Raw genomic sequence first — 21,235 nt, 5'->3', positions numbered from 1 at the left:
CATGCGACCAGTGACGGTTTTCAAGGGATGGCTGACGTTTGAGCGTGGTAAGTCAACACTGCCCTGCAAAATGCCAGGGCAGGGAGCCAAGATTTTAATACGGTGCAGGCGCGGGTGTCGCCAGTGGTTTGTCCTTGTCTATGACATATACACCGACCAGTTTGATAGGCACGCTTCCGTGGTTTTTTGCGCTATGGACGACACCGGCAGGTATGACAAAGCCCTCACCAGCCTTGATCTTGCGTGGTGGCTGGTGGGCGACTAGCAGCTCTGCCTCACCTTCCGAGATATAGCTGATTTCGTCGCCAGGATGGGTGTGCCAGCCGACTACGGCACCGGCGGCAATTTCTACGCTGGCAATTACGTCTTCCTTGCCAGGAATGGATGAGTCTGCCTTGGTGACGATAGTGCGGGTAATGCCCGTGCTTTGAGCCAGTAGCGTGCTGCTGATGAGCAAGAGGCTGAGGGCAGTCAGTTGACGCCAATGTCTGGTTTTGTTCGAATACAAGATAGGTCTCCCTGGTTGGATAGTTATGCGCCTTTGCGCATGGATATAATTACTATCCTTTTTGACCAGAGAGTCAAGCTGAAATATGGTTCTCTTGCCAAGATACTGGCTGCTGTTGTTTCCTGAGTCTTAGACTGAGGCTTAAACAGAGACTGAAAGTATGCCAGGGCGTGTGTTTTGTACTCACCCTGGCGGCAAGGCTTATGCGTCTGCAGTTTTTGCCATGTTATCTGGCGCATTTTGCGTATCGGCTTCTTTGCCGTGTGAGGCACCGTCACCAAAAGACACGAATCGCGTCATGAGCAGCACGGGGATGGCACTGAGCAAGACCCAGAGGAAAAAATTCTTGTAACCCAGGGCGATTTGTATGTCACCACTGATGGTCTTGAAAAACACAAAGCCCAGTTGCATGACGCCTGTGCCCAGCGCATAGTGGGCGGTCTGGTATTTGCCAGGGGCAACCACTTGCATGATGAACAGGATCAGGCCGACGAAACCAAAGCCATAGCCAAACATCTCGAATGCCAGTGCTGCTGTGATGACAGTCATACTTTCTGGCATGCTGCTACTGAGGAAGAAGAAGGCCAGATTGGGTGTATTCATCGCCAGTATCAACCATGGCAGGGCACGTTTCAAACCCAGCCAGGAGGCGAAATAACCACCAAGGATACTGCCACCCAAAAACGCGATCGTGCCAGCAATGCCATAGGCCGTGCCAACCTGGTCAGTCGTCAAGCCCAGGCCACCCAGGTTTTTGGCTTCACGCAAGAACAAGGGACCTATGGTTTGTATCTGACCTTCGGCAGCGCGAAACAGGATAATGAAAATAATGGCCAGCCAGATGCCAGGTTTTTTGAAAAACTCAGTGATCACATCTTGCAGTGTCACAAAAATACTGTGCATGGACGCTTTTGGTGCCGCATTTTTTTCACCTGGCAAGGCCCAGCTGTTATACAGGCCAAGTGTGAACAAGAGTACGCCCATGATGGCGAAAATAATGGTCCAGGCTTGTGCTGCTGGCAGGGTTTTTTCGAGATAGCCTGCCAGATAGACCAGGCCACCCAGGGAAATGAATTTTGCCCCGTTAAAGAATGCGCCTTGCCAGCCAGCATATTTGGCCTGCTGTTTGTTACTCAGGCTGGCCATATACAAGCCGTCGGCGGCGATGTCATGGGTGGCGGAAGAAAGTGCCACCACAGCGAACAAGGCAATACTGATGGCAAAATAAGCGGGCAATTGCAATGATAGTGCTACCAGCCCCAGGGCTGCGCCGCCTATCAGCTGGAACAGGATGACCAGCATTTTCTTGCTGCCTGCGGCTTCCAGGAAAGGACTCCACAAAGACTTGAAGACCCAGGCCAGGCCTAGCAGGCCAGTCCAGTGAGCAATCTGATCGTTTTGTACTCCCATGCTTTTATACATCAGGCCAGCGATCAGGGCGACTGCATAAAACGGCAGGCCAGATGCCAGGTACAGGCTGGGCACCCAGCGCATGGGTCGTGGAGTCTTGGTTTTTTCTATGCTCATGAATTTGTCTCTATTTGATGGTTCTTAAAAACCGCGTATGTCTTGCCTGTTTTTGTTTTTAGCTGCCAGCATGAGAAACATACTAGCCACAAAATTGCTGGTCAACTGGTTTTATATTTGCAATGCCACTTAAGTGCCAGTAAGATATGGCTGACTTGGAATTGGTCTGTAATAATAGGCGACATGCATAAGAATTTTCGGTATTTTCTCTATGAAATAAGTTTTTTATGCATGACTTTAATCTATAAGTCCAGATTCAATACCACTTTGTCAGATTTTATCACTGGTATTATCCTGCGTGTAGCCCGCTTCCTGGTTTTTCTTGATGCCGGGTGACACGACATGCATAAATTGGTATTTCTGCACTGGTCTCAGTGCGCTAGGGAGAACTTGGGTATGTCTACAGTAAAACGTTACGCAGCATTGGATGCCATGCGCGGCTTGACGGTTGCCGCCATGCTGTTTGTGAATAATGCTGGTGACTGGTCGCATGTCTTCCCGTGGCTGGAACATGCGACATGGCATGGCTGCTCGCCTGCCGATTTTATTTTTCCATTTTTCCTGTTCATACTCGGCGCTTCTTTGGCTATGTCACTGGATGCGCAATTGAGCAAGGGCCTGGATATCGCTGCCGTGCGCAAGAGCATACTCTGGCGCAGCCTGCGCATGTTTTTGCTGGGTGTGGTTTTGCACCTTATTGCTTGGGCCTTGATAGATGGGCGACACTTCCGCTTGCTGGGGGTGTTGCAGCGCATAGGGATTTGTTATGCCGTGGTCGCCTGCCTGATTATCCATGTGCGCCAGCTTTTCAATCAGATCATGATTTGTCTGGCGGCCATGCTGCTCTATTGGGCATTGTTATTTTTTGGTGGCTCGTACGAGCTGCACCTGAACCTGGTCGACAAGATAGATACTGCAGTATTGGGTAAGCTGGCCTATAACTATGATGTGCAGACTGGCCTGGCACAAGAGCCAGAAGGCTTACTGTCGACATTCATGGCTATGGCCAGTGTCATGTTTGGGGTGTGGGCGGGCAGGGCCATGCGTGATGGGCAGTTGAAGCAAATGCTCGCCGGTGCTGCTGGCTTGATTTTACTGGCGCTGATATGGTCAGCTTATCTGCCCTTTAATAAGCAGTTGTGGACACCATCCTTTGTGTGCTGGACCAGCGCCTGGGCGATATTGCTCTTGCTGGCCATGCATATGCTGATAGACAAACAGGGCTGGCCTGCGCTGGGAAAAAGTTTTGGCGGGAATGCAATCGCGGCTTATGCGGGGGCGTGGGTGGCAACCTGTGTATTGGCCTGGACGGGTTGGGATAATCTGATTTACCAGCAAATATTTGCACCTGCACTGGTCGGCCGATTTGGCGAGGATTTTTCATCCTTTGTCTATGCAGCTGCATTTACTTTGGTGTTTGCTGCCCTGACTTTTGGAATGAACAAAAAGGGCTGGCGGATTACGATATGAATGTCTGGATGAAAGATCTCGAATAATTTTTTCTATCCCAGCCAACATTCATAAGGTGGCTGGGATAGTTTTATGTAAGCCTTATTTGCACTACATCATTAAAGCCGTGGCGAGCGTATCAATTTGCTCTTCCTGCTCATCCATGATGATCTGGAAGCTGCTGTCGTCAGTATCAAAATTCAGGCGGCGGGCAAAGCGTTTATTGTAATCCCTGTCAGGATCGTGCAGCGGTGACAGCACGGGCGCGATATCATTTGCCAGGATCAGGGTGTCGCCCAGGGATTCTGGTGGGAAGGCACAAACGCCATGCCACATGGCTTCCACCGCGTTCATGACACTTTCAGGTATATTCAACTGGCGCATGATGCCGCGACCTATCATGCGTTCACCATATTCTATCCATATTTCTGGTTCACCATCGAGCAAGCCAGGGAATTCTTCTGCCCGCGAGATCAGATAAAAACCACCAATTTCATGGACTATGCCAGCAAACATGGCCGTTTCAGGATCAACCCTGGTGACTTGCTTGGCGATGACCTGGGCCAGCGAAGACACATGGGCAGAATGCTCCCATAATTTGTCCGCCTTGGCTTTCAGGACCGGGTCTTTGACCTGGCTATTGAGCTGGCGCACGATGACGGCAGCCAGCATGGCTTTCAGACTGCGAAAACCCAGTCGGTTGACTGCCAATCTGACATGCGTGATTTCACTGGTCGAGCGGCGATAAGCTGCAGAATTAGCGATGGCGACTGTGCGTGCAGACAGCAGTGGGTCAGCCATGATGAGCTTGGCAGCCGTGTCGATATGACAATCAGGATCGTCGAGGATACGCTGTAGTTTTAGCGAAGCTTCCACATTGGTAGGGAAAACGATGTCCCCACGATTGATCTCTGTGGCTATGCTTTTAAAAATTTCCAACCTGTCCATGACTTTCTCCCGGTAATCATCTGGCGATTCCCCCAATGTATTGGCCTATGCTGCATGTTGCGGCTAGTGCAGAATATTAAAAGTTGCCTTAGGGAATGATCGACTGCCTTAATGATAGTCAAAGAATTCTCAAAAGCAACTTATAATTTAACTTTATTTTGCAATCATCCAAAGCCTGTCGATAGCATACGCGCTCAGGGAAATCTTGCAAGTTTTAATCAGGGGGGTAATTTACCAAAATATCGACCACTACGTATATAGACGGAAAATCATCTCTTTGTACTTTGACATGGTAGGTGCCACTTTTTGCTGGCGCAATATAGTTACCCAGCAAGCTGATTTCACCAGCATCGGCTTCAACAATGCTCCAGCTGACAGGCTGGCGTATGTACATGATGTTGGGTGGGTAATTCATATCCGCCTTAAGCGCAATGCTGCCGCCGGGCATGACATTGACGATGTGGTGCTCAACACTCAAGGTCGGTATAAAGCCAGGCGATGTATTATTGACTATCACCATTGCTGTCGCGCTCAGGGTGGGGAAGTCTTCTCTTTGTGCCCGCACGTGATAGATGCCTGGCTTTAAAGGCGCGACGTATTCGCCATTGCTGCTGATGCTGCCACCATCTGCTTCCACGACTTGCCATGCAACCGGTTGACGCAGATAGTTGACGTTTTGCAAGTAATCGATTTTTGCGCTCAGCATTTGCTTGCTACCAGGCTCCAGTATCATCGCTGCCGGGAAAATATCTATCCTGCCAGCAGTTTCCCATAGCCCTGGGCCGCTGCAAGACAAGGTCTGGCCATCTGCTCCTCTGACTATGCAGCCTTGGCGGCCAAATACCATCATGGCAGGGGTAGTTTTTGACAGCATATTTAGCAGGGGCTCATACAAGTTGCTTGCTAGTGTCAAATTCAGGGTATCGAGGATTTTGTCCTGGGTGTCGCCGGTGCCGGGTGCGCTGCTAGGAGCTGCTTTTAACGGCGTACTATAAAAGTCGCTGAGGCTGCTGGTATCCAGCAAGCCGCTTAGGACGGCGCTGACATCTATTTGTGCTGTTTTTATAGTAGCGGACGTGACGGTTTTGTTGATAGCATCAAAGTCTGGATTGGCAAAAACAGTCTTCATATCCGCCAGCATCAGTCTGGTGGACAACATTTCGGTTAGGGGTGTCAGGTTGATGACACCTGCATTGATGGCTATTGCATGTAGTTTTCTGGCATTGGCTGGATTACTGGTTTCCAGCACGCAGGGCAGGGTACTGCCTGCTGCCATGCTGATGCTGAATGTGCCATCAGCCGCTGTTTTAGTGCTACCGCTGGCACCGCGGCATTTGACGCTGAGGTTGGCATCGGCAATGGCCAGGCCAGTGGCTGCCGTGCCGCGCAAACTGGGGCCAGCAACTACTTGCGTTTGCTGAGTACTGCTAGCAAGGTCGACATTGCTATTATTACTGCCACTGCCGCCTCCACAAGCAGAGAGCAGACCGGTAAACAAGCAGATGCTGCCGGTCAGAAATAAGTGCTTAGTTTTCAATTTGTCGTCTCGCCATCTGTTTTATCGTCTTGTCATCTTAGGCTTTGCACAGATACATATGACTAAAAACTGTCGAGAAAATGTCATGAATTTGTAGCGGCCACTTATTTTTGGGTGTTTGGCAAAGATGGTTTTCAGGATGGATGACGTAAGCGTGTTTATGGCCTGTCAGTATGTCGCTCTATGTAAACGGCGTTAATGGTCTCGCCGCGAGCTTTGGGTTTGCCCTGCGCGCTACCCATGGTGAACACGGCGAGAAATAGCTTGATCAGTACAAACACGACAAACAGGGTGATGATCAGTGGGATGATGGTAATCAAAAGGGCAAGCGCGATACACACCATCAATACCTTGGGTAAAGGCGTGCGCAGCAGTCGTGTGCCCACTTTTTGCCCTATCTGGCGAAATTCCTGGGCTACTTGCCTGAACACAGAATACAGATACTGGCTGGCACTATTTTTCATATCGACTCCTGAAGGTGATGCTTGCTTATTTACTTACTATGCAGCGGTGACGCCATTATCAAGATGCCAGCCAAAATAGTCTACGGTAATTTTAAGAACAAATTGCCGATGACCGTGCTTTTACCTCAAGGCCAGATTTGCTTCATTAGGCCGAATGTGCTTCATAGAATTGAAGTCCAATAAAAAATGGCTGAGGGGATTTCCCTCAGCCGTTCATTGATACATCAGGCAATAAAATTATCTCGCCTTGCCCAAATGTTGCAGGAAGAAGGCTTCATATTTCTTGTGCAAGGACTTGGGTTTTACCGTGCCGCCCAGGCCATGTTCACCATCAGGATCAAGGAAGAGATCAACCAGGGATTCCTTGCCATTTTCTAGCAAGGCACGATACACATTCACCGTGTCCTGATACAGCACATTCGGATCTTGCATGCCATGTACCAGCAGCAGCGGTTTTTTCAAACCTGCTGTCAAAGGCAAGAGTGAATATTTACGTAAGTTAGGCTTGCTACGCTCGGTCTTGCCTATGGTACGGCCGCTATACCAGCTATTATAGTTTTCCCATTCTGTCGGGCCGGCACCGGCGATACCAGCGGCGAAAGTATCGGGGCTAGTGTACATGGTGTACTGGGTCTGAAAGCCACCAAAACTCCAGCCTGTCAGGCCTATGCGCTTGCCATCGACGCCCAGGTTCTTTTGCATGTACTTGGTCAAGTCTTCCAGGTCCTCTGCTTGTGGTTTGCCTACTTGTTCCCAGTTGGCGTCACTGAACTTGCGGCCATAATTGGAATGACCGCGAGGGTCTACTGCCACAGTGACATAACCATGCTTGGCTGCCATATACATACCAAACATATAGGCAGTTTGCTGGAAGCTGTCAGTCTCCACGATGTGCCTGTCATTCAGTGGGCCACCATAGGTATACACAATCGCAGGGCGGTGGTCAGATGAACTCAGACCGGCTGGCTTGAACACATAAGCCTCAATCTTGTCGCCATGGCGGTTGGTGTAGCTGAAGCGCTCAGGGCGTTGCAGGTCTATGGCATTCCATTGTGGATCATGGCTTTGTGTCAGCGTAGTGGATTTGGCTTTGCTGATATCCACCAGTTTCAGTTCAGGACGACTGGCCCATTGACCAGCCATGCTGGCCAGCTTGTCACCGGTTTCTGTGACTGCACTGCTGCGATGGAAGTCACCAGCCTGACCTATGGCTTTCATGCCGCCTGTTGCCAGGTCAACCTTGTAGGCATTCATGGCGGCGAAATCATCCTTGTTGGCGAGTACAAACATGGATTTGCTATCTTCGCTGAAACCTATGATGCTGTGGGCTTCAAAATCACCTTTCAATATGGCTTTGGCATTGCCATTACTGACATCTATCACATAGGGCTGACGATAACCCTGCTCATCCAGCACGGCGATCAATTGCTTGCTATCAGGTGTAAATTGTGGTGCCAATACATTCACGACTTCATGGCCGACATTGCCGCGTCTTTCCAAGACCATTTGCGGCTTGGCGCCTTCTTCGGCCTTGCCTACATAGATGCGCAATAAGTCTTTTTCACGTTCCCAGGTGGAGAAGGTATAACGGCTACCATCCTTGGCCCAGGCAACCGGGCTCATTTCAAACCAGACATCGCCACCCTCATTGGTGAAGACTGGTTGTGGCTGACGTGCCGAGGCATCGCCAACGCGGCGTATATACAGGGCCGTGGCTGGCACCTTGCGTTTGTCATCTGATACTTCACGCGAGACTTTTTTTGCCGTAGCGAAGCGTTCGCTGTAGTTCATGATTTCTACCTGGCGCTCAGACGGTGGCGCAGGTTTGCCGTTTTCTGGTTTGGCATCGGGTGCTTCGGCAGAAATCGCCATCCATTGCTTGTCTTCACTGAGTACAGTATGGGCAATGCGGTATTTTTTATCGGCATCGTCAGGGTGTATCAGTTCGCGGTTTAACTGACGTATCGTGCTCTTGTCAAAGCTGGCATTGAACAGGCGTTTTTCATCCATGTAGATATAGCCATTGTCATCAGCCTGGTAAGCGACGATGCGCTCTATCTTATCTGTTTGCGTCAGGCGTTCTATTTTGCCATCTGCGGCATTCAGGCGGAACAGATCACCACGATACTGGAAGATCAATTCATTCTTTTTATTCGCCCAGACCAGGGCATCTATGCCTGGGTAGAGATCGCCGGGTTTGAGTTTTTCTTTTTCCAGTTTCTTTTTCAGCTCGTCACGCAGTTCCCAGATTTCCTTGGCCTTGTCGTCTTTGGCTTCTTTCTTTTCCTCTTTCTTGTCGCTGTCTGCCTTGGCTATGCTGGCTGCGCCAGTTTTCGCGGCAGCAGCAGCTTTTTCTTTGGCGGCTTCAGCATCGGTTTCAGCCTTTTTAGCGGCATCCTTGGCTTTTTTCTCGGCCACTTCCCGCTTTACTTCTTCCAGCGCGGTTTCTTCCCACTTCATCAAATTGACTTTTTCGCCACGCAGGTAGGCAGCCTGAGCTTCGGCTTTGGCCTGGCGCTCGGCTTCTTCTTTTTCTTTTTGTGCCGCTTTTTTATCGAAGCGTTCCCAGTCTTCTGGCGCATCGTAGGTTTTCATCAAGGCTGGCGAAGTGATGCGTTTGGTTTCACCGGTCTGGGTGTCATGCACGTATAAATCAAAACCATTTTCGCCGTAAGGGTTCCAGGTGTAGGCCAGGTAGCGGCCATCCTTGCTGAACTGTATTTGGCGTGCGGCCTGTCCTGCATAAGCTTTGGCGCGATATACCTGTTCCAGTGTCAGGTCGGCTGGCTTGATTTTTGCGACACTGGCAACAGCTGGTGCGGCCTGTGCGGTTTCTTGAGGAAAGAGCAAGCTGGCTGCTCCGCTAAAAGCGAGTGCAATACTGACGGTGAGAATTTTCGGAGACATAGTGAAAACCTTGGTTTTAATATAATTAGCAGGTTGTGGATGGATGAAGAGGTGATGCGAAAATAGCGATGTTAGCAAGTTATTGGCGGAATTAACGCATTTTCCATAGACAAATGCCAGCCCATACAGTTCCATGGGAAAGTAATTTCTGTGAAATTCGGTAGAAAATTTGCTTTTGCTTTTTTAAAGCGAAGATCGCTTTAGTTTTTTGCCGAAATCATCTTCAAGAAGATAGCTTGCGGTATTGCTGAGGACTGAGCCCCAGCCGGGATTTGAAGGTGCTGCCCAAATGGGATTGCTGAGCAAAACCACAATCTGCGGCAATCTCGGCGATAGATAAATTGCTATTTTTAAGCAGTAAGCGGGCTCTTTGCAGTCGGCGTTCTGAGATATAGGCATGCGGCGTAGTGCCTGTGGCATGGGTAAAACTACGCAAAAAGCGCAGGAGTGACATGTTTGCCATTGTTGCCAGCGCTTCCAGATTCATTTGTATATCGAGTTGGTCCTCGATGTAATCCAGTATGCGGCCATGCAAAACTTTATCTTGCGCATATTGGCTGCATGTCGTTGTCTTGCTTGACTTTTTATTGGCGAGTGCCAATCCTCGTTGCAAAAACAGACAAGCTTTTTCTTGCGCAAGCAAAGCATCTTTATCTTTTTGTAAAAGGAGGCTGCGCAGTTGCCAGGCCAGCATGACGGCTTGTTTGTCGCCATGGAATATCTGCCTTGGCGATGATGCGCGCATGCCTGCAAGCAGATCAGGATTGATGATGTGCATGAGCAGATATTCTCCACCATGTGTAGATTCTGAAAACATCGACAAGCCAGCAGTGCTGATGGCTAAGTCGCCTGGCCATGCATCAAAGTCATGACGGACATCACTGCCTATGGCATGCACACCTGTCTGACGCGCAAATGCCAATCCCAGGCTGGTATGAGGCGATGCGCTGATGATGGAATAGGGCAGGGCTGGTAATAATTCCAGTCTTGCACAGTTGATATCAATGATATCCATGCTCATGACAAAAACTCTTTGTTGAAATTTCTTGATAGTCAGGTAAATACTGACTGCCTATTATAGAGGCATTCACCACATAGGCCAGAGCATCGGTCTTTAAATTTGACATGGAGTTGCAATGAAAACCATAGGCCTGATCGGTGGCATGAGCTGGGAATCCACTATCCCTTATTACAAACAAATCAATGAAACCATCAAGGAAAAACTGGGCGGCCTGCATTCTGCAAAAATCATACTGTACAGCGTCGATTTTCATGAGATAGAAAGACTGCAACACGCGGGTGACTGGGATGCCGCAGGCCTCATTCTGGCTCAAGCAGCGCGTTCGCTGGAATTGGCCGGGGCAGATTTCCTGGTGCTGTGTACCAACACCATGCACAAGCTGGCGCAGGTCATCGAAGCAGCCGTAGTGATACCCTTGTTTCATATTGCTGATCCTACTGCACTGGCCATCAAGGATGCTGGTCATGGCAAAGTGGGTTTGCTGGGTACGCGCTTCACAATGGAACAGGATTTTTACCGCGAGCGTTTGCACAGCAAGCATGGCTTGCAAGTGCTGGTGCCTGAGCTGGCAGACCGCGACATTATCCATCAGGTGATCTATGAAGAACTTTGCCTGGGCAAGATCAATGCCGCATCACGCCAGCACTATCGTCGCATCATGGCAGGCTTGAAAGAGTGGGGTGCAGAAGCCATCATCCTGGGCTGTACCGAAATTAGTTTGCTCGTTGGCCAGGATGATGCCGGTGTGCCGCTATTTGATACCACGGCGATTCATGCACGTAGTGCGGCATTATGGGCTCTGCAGTAATTGAGCTCTTAATTGACCTTGTGCAGAGCATCTCTCAATGCAGGCAGTAAATTTTCTTTCAGTGCAGGATCGCTGCTTTCCCGTACTGAAAAATACAGGGGCAGCAAGAAGGCGCTGAGATTATGCCGCTGTGCCAGTCTGGCCTGATTATAAGGGCCAGGCTGTATGCTTTTTTCCACGAGTTTATTGAACCATAGATCCCAGTCGCGTTTATTGAAACTGGGTGTTTTTGCCAGGTAGTACACGGCAGTCATCAGCCTGACGCCTTCTCCGTACTGGTAAAAATGGCTGGCAGGTGCGACCTGACTGGCGATGGCCGCCAGCATGGTTTCATGCTGGGCTTTTTCTATGGCCGGGTTCATTGCCAGTTGCAACATCAGGTCGGCGCTATGGGCTATGCCATGGCGCCAGCCTTCTTTCTCATCAAAGCCACGATAGTCGTGCAGATTGCTCAGATAGTGACTGGCTGCGTTGACGATATCGACTCGTTCTTGCGTGCTTAGATAAGCTTTTTTCCTGTCTACCCGCACCAGTTCTGCCAGCGTCAAAATCGCAAATGGTCGCAGAAAACTGCTTTCTTCTGCTGCCGGTGCCTGCACGGCATTGAGCATCTTTATGCGCAATGCCGTGAGTGTGGGTAAAGTCAGTTTCTCGGTCCGCATCCAGGCTGACAGCCCCTCAAACGCCAGTTCATCACGCAATTCTGCATCCGTCGTACCCAGGCAATCTGCCGCAGCGAGCGCCAGGTTTTGGCGCTTGCCGTCATCATCGAACTTCCAGCCAGCAGATTTCGCGGACTTTAATTCCTGCTTGCTTGATTCATCGCAATCGGCAAACGCCGTAGTGGCGGTGAACATGAAGGTGAGCAGGCAAAAAGAAGAGATCAGGCGACGCATGAGTGCTATCCATACAGGAGAAGAAAGATTGACAAGTGTGCCATGCCGATTTTTTCTTGTCATGCTCCACAAAAAACTTACACAAAGCATATTGAGTTGGTGTTATAGTTAACTACAACACTAATTTACTTGTGAGATAGCACTGTAGAAGCATCAATCTCGCTGTCCCGAGTATTCACAGGAAGGTGCAAGCATGAGTGTTAACTGGAATGATCAAACGCCGATTTACCGGCAATTGAAACAGCGGGTACTGGGCATGATGCTGGATGGCTTGTTAAAACCGGGGGATGCCTTGCCCTCGGTCAGGCAGGTGGCAGCAGAGTATCAGCTTAATCCGATTACCGTCTTAAAAGCCTATCAGGAGCTGGTAGATGAAGAACTGGTCGAAAAACGAAGAGGTGTGGGCATGTATATGACCGAGGCAGCGCTGGATAAATTGCTGGCAAATGAACGCCAGCGTTTCATAGAAGAAGAATGGCCAGCCATGCTGGAACGCATACGCAGACTGGGGCTGGATGTGCAGCAATTGCCGGGCTTGAAGAAAGGGGGCAAGCAATGAGTGCCGTTATTTCTGTCCGCCATCTGAGCAAGCATTATGGCAAGCAGTGCGTACTTCATGATGTGAGTTTTGATATACCTGTTGGTCGCATCGTTGGGCTGATAGGCCCGAATGGTTCAGGCAAGACCACTACACTAAAAGCTTTGCTGGGTCTGGGGAGTTTTGAAGGCGAGGTGCAGGTGTTGGGTATGGACCCGCGCACCCGGCGCGATGCCTTGATGAATGAAGTCTGCTTCATTGCCGATGTGGCGATTTTGCCGCGTTGGCTAACGGTCGCACAGGCTGTCGATTTTGTCGAAGGTGTACACCCTGGTTTCAAGCGCGAAAAGGCAGAATTCTATATAGCGCAAACCAAGCTCATGCCCCATATGAAAGTGAAAGCCATGTCCAAGGGCATGGTCGCACAATTACACCTGGCATTGATCATGGCAATAAACGCCAAGGTGCTGGTACTTGATGAGCCCACACTTGGTCTTGATATTTTGTACCGCAGGCAGTTTTATCAAAATCTGCTTGAAGATTATTTTGACGATAACAAGACTATAGTCGTCACCACCCATCAGATCGAAGAGGTGGAGCATATTCTCAGTGACGTGATCTTCATCAACGAGGGCAAGCTAGTGCTGGCCGACACTATGGATGCTTTGGGAGAGCGCTTTATCGAAGTCGCCGTAGCACCCGAGCACATGCAACAGGCAAGGGATTTGCAACCCGTACAAACGCAAACCGTGTTTGGTCAATCCAGAATGTTGTTTGACAGCGTTGCACGCGAGGTTTTGAGCAGGCTGGGTGAATTACGTCGCCCCGGCATCGCTGACATTTATATCGCCACCATGAAAGGGGTACGGTAATGAAAAAAATGATTTGGCTGATACACCGCGAATATTGGGAAAACAAGACACTGTTGGTTTGGACACATGCTGCGTTGGCGCTTATCATTGCGCTGCTCTACTCAATTGCACGTGGTGCTCCCAGTTATCAGTTCAGTGGTAAATTTGTCGAGCCCGCCGATATGGATATGCTGCAAACACAATTCGTCTTGTCCTGGCTGGCAGACAGCTTTATGTTTTCCAGCGCACTACTTTCATTGCTATTACCTTTATTGATGACGGCGTATTGCATCAGTTCTCTGTTCAATGACAGACAAGACAGGAGTATATTATTCTGGCAATCGATGCCTGTATCCGGTGTTCAAACCCTGCTATCCAAACTTGTCTTTGCCTTGCTGTTGTTGCCGCTGGCAACGTTTATATTTTCTTTGCTGACAGCGCTGCTTGTGCTGATTCCTCAGATCGTCAGATTGCAGATGGCTGGTTTGCACGCCAATGTTTTTGCCGGAGTATTCGGCAACCCTGTGTTATTGATAACACCTTTGAAAGTGTTGGCCTTGCTACCGTTGTATGTTTTATGGGCCTTGCCCACGGTAGGCTGGCTGATGTTGGTATCTGCCTGGGCGCGCAGCAAACCTGCCTTGTGGGCCGTGGGGACGCCACTGTTGACGGTTGGTTTGCTGGCTTTGTTGAATAATAATCTGAGCCTGGGCTTGAATATGCGCTGGCTGGAATTCAATGTGATAGGGCGTGGCTTGATGAGCAGCATCCCAGGCTCCTGGTTTGCTTACGCCAAGCTCTTGAGTAAAGATGATGTCTCGTGCATGAGAAGCTTCTCTGGCTGGCCGGGCGATATGTTTCGGCCATCGCTGGACATGTTTGCTAAGCCAGAGTTGTGGTGTGGCGTTTTGTTAGGCATAGTGATGCTGGTCATGGCTGTGTATTTTCGTCAAAGGCGTGACATCGGCTGAGCGGCAACTTGCAAAACTGGAGGGAGCTTAGCCTCCCTCTTGCCACATGTCAGCGAGCAGGCCTTACCACCAGGGCCACTCCCGCCAACGCAATCACCATACCAAGAATCGCTGTCATCGTCAGCTTCTCACCAAACATCAGCCAGGCCATGGCAGCCGTGACTGCGGGGACCAGGTACATATAGCTGGTGACCTTGGTGGCTTCGCCATGCCGTATCATGATGAACAGCACTGAGATGCCAACGCCAGACAAGACAAATACTGACCAGGCCATGGCGGCAAAAAACTGGGGTGTCCAGATGACGGTCTGGGTTTCCAGCGTCAGTGCAAATGGCAATGTCACCAATAAGGACGCTACAAATTGTATGACTTGCCCGGTCATGACATCAAAACTGGGGCAGTTTTTTTTCTGGTAGAGCGTACCTACGGTCATGGCAGTCAAGGCCATCACGGCCAGCGCTACGCTGCTTGCGGATAAGCCTATGACAGAAATTTTATTGGCGACCACCAGTGCCACGCCACAAATGCCCAATGCCAGTCCTACCCACTGTTTGCCATAGATGCGTTCACCAATGATGGGGCCAAGGAATGCCGTAAAAATGGGCTGGGTATTGGCGATCAGGGCGGCTACACCAGCCGGCATACCCAGCTTGACCGCACACCAGATACCACCCAGGTACATGGCCTGCATCATGATGCCAGCGATGGCGATAGGCAGCCAAAAGCGGCGCTCTGGCCAGGGCGCACGCTTGGTCAGTGCCAGTACCAGCATGAAGATAATCACGCCCAGATAACGCAGGCATAGAAAAGTCAGCGGTTCGGCATAAGGCAGGCCATATTTGGCGACCACATAACCAGATGCCCAGATGAAAATGAAGATAGCGGGGAGAAAGCGTAAGAGAGGTGAGGCTTTGGTATGCATGTTGTTCAGAGAATAGGACGATTGAGCACAGTGGATTGCTGCTGCTCAGTTGAGCCTTGATCTTCGCACAAACAGCGCAGGCGATGGATGAAAAAAAACCTGCGATGCTGATGCAGGCGCAGGTTTTTTTCATCTGTCTTGCATATGTCATGATGCGAGGGCATCACGACAATCTGGCTCAGCCCAGGTTTGCTGTTGCAAATTCCCAGTTGACCAGCGCCCAGAATGCTTCCAGGTATTTTGGACGTGCATTGCGGTAGTCGATGTAGTAAGCGTGTTCCCACAGATCGCATGTCAGCAGTGGTGTGTCTGCTGTTGTCAGTGGTGTCGCTGCATTGGAAGTGTTGACGATATCCAGAGTGCCATCAGCTTTTTTGACCAGCCATGTCCAGGAAGAACCGAAGTTACCTACGCAAGACTTGGTGAAGGCTTCTTTGAATGCATCAAAAGAACCCCATTTGGCATTGATGGCATCCGCCAGTTTGCCGTCAGGTGCGCCGCCGCCGTTAGGTTTCAGGCCATTCCAGTAGAAAGTATGATTCCAGATCTGTGCTGAATTATTGAAAATGCCGCCAGAAGATTTCTTGACGATATCTTCCAATGTGGAGTTTTCAAATTCTGTACCCTTGATCAGGTTGTTCAGATTGGTCACATAGGTCTGGTGATGCTTGCCATAGTGGTATTCCAGCGTCTCTTGAGAGATATGCGGGGCCAAAGCGTCCAGTGCATAGGGCAGTGCCGGTAAGGTATGTTCCATATCGCGTCCTTTTATCGTGAGTTTATCAATTCCGGCAATCCGGAAAAGCCAGACCAGCATTGTAAGCTTTTGTACAAAAGCGTGCACGCGGCCTTATACAAATTCTATGTATATGCGCAAAATGATGTCGGCAAGGAGGTGTGGTTTCTGCGCTGTGACGGATTAGTCGAGTTTGGTTTGCACGCTGCTGATGCCAATTTCAGCCGTGCCGGATGCCAGCCTGACTTGCAGTAGTGATTGTGGCTTGAGTTCTGCGGTATTGCGCAAGGCCCGGCCCTTGTGGTCGCTGAGGATAGCATAGCCACGTTCCAGCGTACGTTGGGGGTTGAGTAGCTCTAATTGACTGCGCAAGGCAGATAAGTGTTGCTGATGCCTTTCCTGTCGGTGTTTTGTCGCTTGGTGCAGGCGTCTTTGCATGTCAGTCAGTAATAGTCTGGGCTTGGTCAGATCAGGTTTATGTGCCTGCCAGCTTTGTGTTAACTGTGTCAACTCATGCCTTGCCTGGCGCAAGGGGATGCTGGCGCTGTAGTTGAGGTTGCGCGCCAGATTTGCCAGTTGCAGGCGTCGTGCCGCTATTGCTGCCTTGGGGCTGAGCAGGCGGCGGCTTTGCCAATCCAGGGACTGAGCATGGTCGTCCATTTGCCTGTGTATACAACGGCTAAGTATCTGTGCCTGGTGCTGCAATAGCTGCAGCCAGGCATCGCGTGGAGTTGCAGCCAGTTCTGCTGCTGCCGTTGGTGTAGCAGCGCGCAAGTCAGCTGCAAAATCAGCAATGGTGAAGTCAGTTTCATGGCCTATGCCAGCGATCACCGGCATGGGGCAGTTGACGATGGTGCGGGCCACGACTTCTTCATTGAAGGCCCATAAATCTTCCATGCTGCCACCACCGCGGCAAACCAGCAATACATCGCATTCTTCACGGGCAGCCGCAGAGGCGATCGCCTGCGCGATTTTCATGCCCGCCCCTTCACCTTGGACAGGGGTAGGGTAGAGGATGACATTCACATGTGGCGCGCGACGGTGCAGGGCGATCAAAATATCCCGCAGGGCCGCCGCCTGGGGGCTGGTGACTATACCTATGGTTTTGACAAAGCTGGGCAGGGGGCGCTTGCGCTCGGTATCAAACAAGCCTTCCTGCGTCAATTGTGCCTTCAACCGCAAGAATGCTTCATATAAGTTACCAATACCGGCACGGCGTATGGCTTCTACGCTTAACTGATAATCGCCACGTGGCGCATATAGTGTCACCAGGGCGCGTACTTCCACCTTGTCACCTTCTTTAGGCTGGAAGTCGGCATATTGGGCACGGCCACGGAACATGACAGACCTGACCTGGGCACCGCTATCTTTCAAGGTGAAATACCAATGACCAGACGCGGCGCGGGTAAAGTTGGAAATCTCGCCAGAAACCCAGGTCAATGGTAGGTTACGTTCCAATAGCTGAGCAACGGCCTGATTCAGCGCCGTAACTGTCATGACAGGCTGCGTGTTTGCTGGCTTGGCGTAAGGCGATTCAGGATTCATAAAGCTTGGCGGCGGAAATTCTGTCCACAGTAGCGTGAAATGGTCATTAGCATGTCATTTTGCCTCTGAGATGTCAAAAGAAATGAAAGTTTACTATCTAAGTCTTTGATTTTTAATAAAAATCAATCTGCAAAAGAATGAGGCAAAATGAAAATTCCCTTTCAAATCAAGGACATTGCATTACCTCAGGCAGCTTGTGCACAAACTTATCCACAGAAATTGTGATTAAGCTGTTGAAAACTTTGCTGCCGAGTGCTGTGTGCTTGTTTGCCTAAAATAGTGGCACGGAAGTAATTTTCATTAAAATCAAGCACTTACCTTATTTTCTTGCGCTTTTGCACAAGTTTGTCCACATATTTTGTGCGGAATAGGTGCTTATTCGCTGGGAAAAAGATCAAAAACACAAAATTTTATGAGCAATTGTGAATAAGCTGATTTTGCTACTTTTTTAGGCGTCGATAAAATAGTGAATAAAATCAGTGGTTTAGTTAAAACCCCAATACTTTTTCACATAGTTATCCACATATTTTGTGCAAAAGCCCCGATTTGAGCGATTTTGAGCTTACCTTAATTGTATTAAAGCTAATTTGCGTATGAAAAAAGAAGATTTGTTCCTAAAAAAACGCATTTGCCTGTTTTTCTGGCAGTCTTACTTACACATTAAAAATCAATGGCTTGCGGTGCTTATTTACGGTAATACACAATCTTGTCCACATATTTTGTGCAAAACAACGGACTAGATTCTCATTAATTAATTTTGATGAAAATTTGTGCAAAAATAGCCGGGATTGCCGCTTTGCCTAAAATATTGGCAGTCGAATAATATGCTTTTAAATCAGTCACTTGTCATTAAGTACAAGACTTTTGCACATACTTGTCCACAAATTATGTGTAGAAATGACGAGGGAAAATCAGGAAAAATGCTGTTTTATCCACAAAATCGCTGTGCTTAAATCTTTAGCATGGATGGAAATCTTAAATAAATCATGGGCTTAGCTATATTCAACAGACTTATCCACAAGATTGCACACAGATTTTGTGCAAAACAGGGGCTTATCCCCACAACGATAAATAACGCCAACTTTGTACTTGGGTGAAAAATCCTGTCTTGAAACATTTTGTACCGAGTTTTTTGCGTTGTGCTCTTGCTCACAGGCAGACAACGCGCTACATTGCGGGCTTGGATTTAGGAACCTTCAAGGAGTTATTTTGTTCGCCATCATTCAAGCCGCAGGCTGGCCAATTTATTTGTTGCTGATTGCCTCAGTTATTGCGCTGACTTTAATCATAGAACGCAGTCTTTCTTTACGCCGTAGCCGTATCTTGCCACCCACTCTTGTTGACGAAGTCATACGCGTCTATCAGGCTGGCAAGGTCAAGCCAGAAGTCATAGAGCAACTGGCAGGTAATTCACCGCTGGGTAAAGTACTGGCAGCGGGTTTGCGCAATGTGAATGCGCCACGTGAAGTCATGAAAGAGTCGATAGAAGAAGCTGGCAGCGCCGTCGCGCATGAGCTGGAGCGCTTTTTGACTACCCTGGGCACGATCGCTTCACTGGCACCCTTGATGGGCTTGTTTGGTACGGTTGTTGGCATGATAGAAATCTTCGGTTCACAAAATGCAACGGGTGCCAATCCTGCACAACTGGCACATGGTATTTCCGTCGCCTTGTATAACACTGGCTTTGGTTTGATGATCGCCATGCCTGCCATGGTGTTCTGGCGTCATTTCCGCGCCTTGGTGGATAGTATCGTCGTCGATATGGAACAACAGGCCATCAAGTTTGTTGATGTCGTCCACAGCGCCAGGAAGTAGTCATGAATTTTCGTAAAGGAAGGGGCAGGGAAGAGCCAGAGATCAACCTGATCCCGTTTATCGATGTCTTGCTGGTGATCCTGATTTTCTTGATGGTGACAACGACGTATAGCCGTTTCACCGAATTGCAAATCACCTTGCCGACAGCAGATGCAGAAAAAGCCCAGGACAAGCCGAATCAGATTGATATTGGCATTGATGCTCAGGGACGCTACAAGATCAATAACCAGGCCGTGTCTTTTCTTGACACCTTGACCCTGGCAGAAGACTTGAAAAAAGCGGCTGCAGCGCTGGAAGCTGGCAAGACTGGTGCTCAGCCTGATCCTGTCGTTATCATCAATGCAGACCGTGCGACCAGCCACCAGTCGGTGATTGATGTGCTGGAAGCTGCACGTATCGCAGGCATGGCCAAGGTCACGTTTGCGGCCCAGGCCACTGCAAAGTAATTGGATAGATAGTATGGCCAGTTTCTGAGCAGGGTGCTGCTCACGGACTGGTAATAAAACCGGGGAGTGAGTAACTCCCCGGTTTCTTTTTGTAGAGAATAGCAAGAGAAAAACAAGAGAGTGATATGCGGGCAGTAGTGGAAAAAGTCTTGTTGAATGCCTGGCAAAAGCGCGGGCTGCTGGCTTGCCTGTTGTGGCCAGTGTCCAGGCTATTCCAGCTCATCGTGACTTTTCGTTTTGGTTTGTTTGTGATGGGTTATAAGCTACAGACACATTTGCCGGTACCCGTTGTCGTGGTTGGCAATATTTTTATTGGCGGTACAGGCAAGACACCATTGGTGATCTGGCTGGCGCAGCAATTGCAGCAGGCGGGCTGGCATCCAGCCGTGATTTCGCGCGGTTATGGCGTGCATGCTGAGAGTGTGATCCTGCTGGATGCTGCATCGCAGCCGCAGCAGGCTGGTGATGAGCCTGTGCTGATCGCTGCCAGAGCACGATGCCCGGTAGCGGTAGGGCGTGACCGCATTGCCGTGGCGCGTTGTGTGCTGGCTGCGAACCCACAAGTCGATGTCATTATTGCTGATGATGGTTTGCAGCATTACGCTCTGGGGCGTGACGTTGAACTCGTTCTGTTTGATCAGCGCGGTGCGGGTAATGGCTGGTTATTGCCTGCGGGGCCTTTGCGTGAGCCTGTAGAGCGACGACGTGACTTTACTATCTGTAATCTGGCAGGGCAGGATACGGCCTTGCCTGACATGATGCCTGCGGATACCGTGCGCATGCATTTGCAGCCAGGTCAGGCCTATCGTTTGCATGATGATGCGCAACACAGACATTTGGCAGGGTTCAAAGGCCAGCGCTTGCTGGCAGCCGCAGGTATAGGCAATCCGCAACGTTTTTTCAACATGCTGGCTGCGCAGGGTTTGCCATGTCAGACCAGGGCTTTTCCTGATCACTATGCCTTTGATGCGCAGAGTTTTAAAGGCACAGATGCTGATTGCATCCTGATTACTGAAAAGGATGCAGTAAAATGTAGGCAAATCCCGGCTTTACTGGAAGATACCCGCATCTGGGTAGTGCCAGTCGAAGCTCAACTCGATGCTGCTTTTGCCGCATCCCTGATACAAATGATTTCGGAGAAAAAGCATGGACGCACGTCTGCTTGATGTGTTGGTTTGCCCTTTGTGCAAAGGACAATTGGTCTACCAAAAAGCCAGTCAGGAATTGATTTGCTTTGGCGATAAACTGGCTTACCAGATACGCGACGATATCCCCATCATGTGGGCAGATCAGGCGCGTACGCTGACTACAGAAGAAATTGACGCCAGACCCAAGGGATAAAGTTT

At 49.7% G+C, this 21,235-nt stretch carries 20 protein-coding genes; 9 read left to right on the top strand and 11 right to left on the bottom strand.

Annotated elements, in window-relative coordinates; genetic code table 11:
• Positions 1-94 precede the first annotated feature (94 nt).
• On the bottom strand, positions 95-475 hold the full coding sequence (locus tag ACO0LC_RS12825; RefSeq protein WP_423003616.1) for a cupin domain-containing protein: 381 nt from the start codon (positions 473-475) through the stop codon (positions 95-97).
• 234 nt (positions 476-709) lie between these two features.
• Positions 710-2,035, bottom strand: a complete 1,326-nt coding sequence (locus ACO0LC_RS12820; protein ID WP_423003582.1) for an MFS transporter — start codon at positions 2,033-2,035, stop codon at positions 710-712.
• Positions 2,036-2,431: 396 nt separating this feature from the next.
• Here ACO0LC_RS12820 and ACO0LC_RS12815 point away from each other — a divergent pair, with 396 nt between their 5' ends.
• A complete protein-coding gene (locus tag ACO0LC_RS12815; protein WP_423003580.1) occupies positions 2,432-3,505 on the top strand; it encodes an acyltransferase family protein in 1,074 nt (357 codons plus the stop codon).
• Positions 3,506-3,595: 90 nt separating this feature from the next.
• Here the strand turns inward: ACO0LC_RS12815 and ACO0LC_RS12810 are convergent, their stop codons facing one another.
• The 5 genes from ACO0LC_RS12810 to ACO0LC_RS12790 form a co-directional block, all read right to left on the bottom strand.
• Positions 3,596-4,432 (bottom strand): HDOD domain-containing protein, encoded by an 837-nt coding sequence (locus ACO0LC_RS12810; protein WP_423003578.1) that lies wholly within the window; start codon positions 4,430-4,432, stop codon positions 3,596-3,598.
• 214 nt (positions 4,433-4,646) lie between these two features.
• A complete protein-coding gene (locus ACO0LC_RS12805) occupies positions 4,647-5,969 on the bottom strand; it encodes a hypothetical protein (RefSeq protein ID WP_423003576.1) in 1,323 nt (440 codons plus the stop codon).
• 158 nt (positions 5,970-6,127) lie between these two features.
• Positions 6,128-6,433 (bottom strand): hypothetical protein, encoded by a 306-nt coding sequence (locus ACO0LC_RS12800; RefSeq protein ID WP_423003574.1) that lies wholly within the window; start codon positions 6,431-6,433, stop codon positions 6,128-6,130.
• A 237-nt stretch (positions 6,434-6,670) separates the two neighbouring features.
• Positions 6,671-9,340 (bottom strand): prolyl oligopeptidase family serine peptidase, encoded by a 2,670-nt coding sequence (locus ACO0LC_RS12795; protein WP_423003572.1) that lies wholly within the window; start codon positions 9,338-9,340, stop codon positions 6,671-6,673.
• 223 nt (positions 9,341-9,563) lie between these two features.
• Positions 9,564-10,361 (bottom strand): helix-turn-helix domain-containing protein, encoded by a 798-nt coding sequence (locus ACO0LC_RS12790; protein ID WP_423003570.1) that lies wholly within the window; start codon positions 10,359-10,361, stop codon positions 9,564-9,566.
• A 115-nt stretch (positions 10,362-10,476) separates the two neighbouring features.
• On the opposite strand from ACO0LC_RS12790, the gene ACO0LC_RS12785 reads away from it, so the two are divergent.
• Positions 10,477-11,169 (top strand): aspartate/glutamate racemase family protein, encoded by a 693-nt coding sequence (locus ACO0LC_RS12785; RefSeq protein ID WP_423003568.1) that lies wholly within the window; start codon positions 10,477-10,479, stop codon positions 11,167-11,169.
• Positions 11,170-11,177: 8 nt separating this feature from the next.
• On the opposite strand, the gene ACO0LC_RS12780 is transcribed toward ACO0LC_RS12785, so the two are convergent.
• Complete coding sequence (locus ACO0LC_RS12780) at positions 11,178-12,065, bottom strand: DUF2785 domain-containing protein (protein WP_423003566.1); 888 nt, start codon at positions 12,063-12,065, stop codon at positions 11,178-11,180.
• A gap of 193 nt (positions 12,066-12,258) precedes the next feature.
• Between ACO0LC_RS12780 and ACO0LC_RS12775 the strand changes: the two genes are divergently transcribed.
• From ACO0LC_RS12775 to ACO0LC_RS12765, 3 genes are read left to right on the top strand one after another with little or no spacing between them, the layout of a single operon-like run.
• A complete protein-coding gene (locus tag ACO0LC_RS12775; RefSeq protein WP_423003564.1) occupies positions 12,259-12,624 on the top strand; it encodes a GntR family transcriptional regulator in 366 nt (121 codons plus the stop codon).
• The gene (locus ACO0LC_RS12770) at positions 12,621-13,475 is read left to right on the top strand and encodes an ABC transporter ATP-binding protein (protein WP_423003562.1); all 855 of its coding nucleotides are present in this window, start codon (positions 12,621-12,623) and stop codon (positions 13,473-13,475) included. Before ACO0LC_RS12775 ends, ACO0LC_RS12770 begins: the two co-directional genes overlap by 4 nt.
• A complete protein-coding gene (locus ACO0LC_RS12765; RefSeq protein ID WP_423003560.1) occupies positions 13,475-14,425 on the top strand; it encodes a hypothetical protein in 951 nt (316 codons plus the stop codon). The genes ACO0LC_RS12770 and ACO0LC_RS12765 overlap by 1 nt, the downstream gene beginning before the upstream one ends.
• 49 nt (positions 14,426-14,474) lie before the next feature.
• On the opposite strand, the gene ACO0LC_RS12760 is transcribed toward ACO0LC_RS12765, so the two are convergent.
• The 3 genes from ACO0LC_RS12760 to xseA form a co-directional block, all read right to left on the bottom strand.
• On the bottom strand, positions 14,475-15,347 hold the full coding sequence (locus ACO0LC_RS12760; protein ID WP_423003558.1) for a DMT family transporter: 873 nt from the start codon (positions 15,345-15,347) through the stop codon (positions 14,475-14,477).
• A gap of 178 nt (positions 15,348-15,525) precedes the next feature.
• On the bottom strand, positions 15,526-16,104 hold the full coding sequence (gene sodB, locus ACO0LC_RS12755; protein ID WP_423003556.1) for a superoxide dismutase [Fe]: 579 nt from the start codon (positions 16,102-16,104) through the stop codon (positions 15,526-15,528).
• A gap of 162 nt (positions 16,105-16,266) precedes the next feature.
• Positions 16,267-17,628 carry an exodeoxyribonuclease VII large subunit gene (gene xseA / locus ACO0LC_RS12750; RefSeq protein ID WP_423003554.1) on the bottom strand — a complete coding sequence of 454 codons (1,362 nt, stop codon included), beginning with the start codon at positions 17,626-17,628 and terminating at the stop codon, positions 16,267-16,269.
• Positions 17,629-18,837: 1,209 nt separating this feature from the next.
• Between xseA and ACO0LC_RS12745 the strand changes: the two genes are divergently transcribed.
• The 4 genes from ACO0LC_RS12745 (at position 18,838) to ACO0LC_RS12730 (ending at position 21,230) form a co-directional block, all read left to right on the top strand.
• Complete coding sequence (locus ACO0LC_RS12745; RefSeq protein ID WP_423003552.1) at positions 18,838-19,443, top strand: MotA/TolQ/ExbB proton channel family protein; 606 nt, start codon at positions 18,838-18,840, stop codon at positions 19,441-19,443.
• A gap of 2 nt (positions 19,444-19,445) precedes the next feature.
• A complete protein-coding gene (locus ACO0LC_RS12740; RefSeq protein ID WP_423003550.1) occupies positions 19,446-19,889 on the top strand; it encodes an ExbD/TolR family protein in 444 nt (147 codons plus the stop codon).
• Positions 19,890-20,014: 125 nt separating this feature from the next.
• Positions 20,015-21,055 carry a tetraacyldisaccharide 4'-kinase gene (lpxK, locus tag ACO0LC_RS12735; protein WP_423003548.1) on the top strand — a complete coding sequence of 347 codons (1,041 nt, stop codon included), beginning with the start codon at positions 20,015-20,017 and terminating at the stop codon, positions 21,053-21,055.
• Positions 21,036-21,230 (top strand): Trm112 family protein, encoded by a 195-nt coding sequence (locus ACO0LC_RS12730; protein ID WP_423003546.1) that lies wholly within the window; start codon positions 21,036-21,038, stop codon positions 21,228-21,230. The genes lpxK and ACO0LC_RS12730 overlap by 20 nt, the downstream gene beginning before the upstream one ends.
• Positions 21,231-21,235 lie beyond the last annotated feature (5 nt).

The sequence above is a fragment of the Undibacterium sp. JH2W genome (assembly GCF_049340425.1).
Taxonomy (GTDB): Bacteria; Pseudomonadota; Gammaproteobacteria; order Burkholderiales; family Burkholderiaceae_D; genus Undibacterium.
The sequence above is the reverse complement of the archived record's forward strand: the minus strand, read 5'-3'. Positions and strand labels throughout refer to the sequence as shown.

Bases quoted from the DNA above. Each gene is read 5' to 3' on its own strand.
- ACO0LC_RS12730 (WP_423003546.1), top strand. From the start codon at position 21,036: ATGGACGCACGTCTGCTTGATGTGTTGGTTTGCCCTTTGTGCAAAGGA.
- ACO0LC_RS12765 (WP_423003560.1), top strand. From the start codon at position 13,475: ATGAAAAAAATGATTTGGCTGATACACCGCGAATATTGGGAAAACAAG.
- sodB (WP_423003556.1), bottom strand. From the start codon at position 16,104: ATGGAACATACCTTACCGGCACTGCCCTATGCACTGGACGCTTTGGCC.
- ACO0LC_RS12810 (WP_423003578.1), bottom strand. From the start codon at position 4,432: ATGGACAGGTTGGAAATTTTTAAAAGCATAGCCACAGAGATCAATCGT.
- ACO0LC_RS12820 (WP_423003582.1), bottom strand. From the start codon at position 2,035: ATGAGCATAGAAAAAACCAAGACTCCACGACCCATGCGCTGGGTGCCC.
- ACO0LC_RS12785 (WP_423003568.1), top strand. From the start codon at position 10,477: ATGAAAACCATAGGCCTGATCGGTGGCATGAGCTGGGAATCCACTATC.
- ACO0LC_RS12740 (WP_423003550.1), top strand. From the start codon at position 19,446: ATGAATTTTCGTAAAGGAAGGGGCAGGGAAGAGCCAGAGATCAACCTG.
- ACO0LC_RS12770 (WP_423003562.1), top strand. From the start codon at position 12,621: ATGAGTGCCGTTATTTCTGTCCGCCATCTGAGCAAGCATTATGGCAAG.
- ACO0LC_RS12775 (WP_423003564.1), top strand. From the start codon at position 12,259: ATGAGTGTTAACTGGAATGATCAAACGCCGATTTACCGGCAATTGAAA.
- ACO0LC_RS12795 (WP_423003572.1), bottom strand. From the start codon at position 9,340: ATGTCTCCGAAAATTCTCACCGTCAGTATTGCACTCGCTTTTAGCGGA.
- lpxK (WP_423003548.1), top strand. From the start codon at position 20,015: ATGCGGGCAGTAGTGGAAAAAGTCTTGTTGAATGCCTGGCAAAAGCGC.
- ACO0LC_RS12760 (WP_423003558.1), bottom strand. From the start codon at position 15,347: ATGCATACCAAAGCCTCACCTCTCTTACGCTTTCTCCCCGCTATCTTC.
- ACO0LC_RS12800 (WP_423003574.1), bottom strand. From the start codon at position 6,433: ATGAAAAATAGTGCCAGCCAGTATCTGTATTCTGTGTTCAGGCAAGTA.
- xseA (WP_423003554.1), bottom strand. From the start codon at position 17,628: ATGAATCCTGAATCGCCTTACGCCAAGCCAGCAAACACGCAGCCTGTC.
- ACO0LC_RS12790 (WP_423003570.1), bottom strand. From the start codon at position 10,361: ATGAGCATGGATATCATTGATATCAACTGTGCAAGACTGGAATTATTA.
- ACO0LC_RS12815 (WP_423003580.1), top strand. From the start codon at position 2,432: ATGTCTACAGTAAAACGTTACGCAGCATTGGATGCCATGCGCGGCTTG.
- ACO0LC_RS12780 (WP_423003566.1), bottom strand. From the start codon at position 12,065: ATGCGTCGCCTGATCTCTTCTTTTTGCCTGCTCACCTTCATGTTCACC.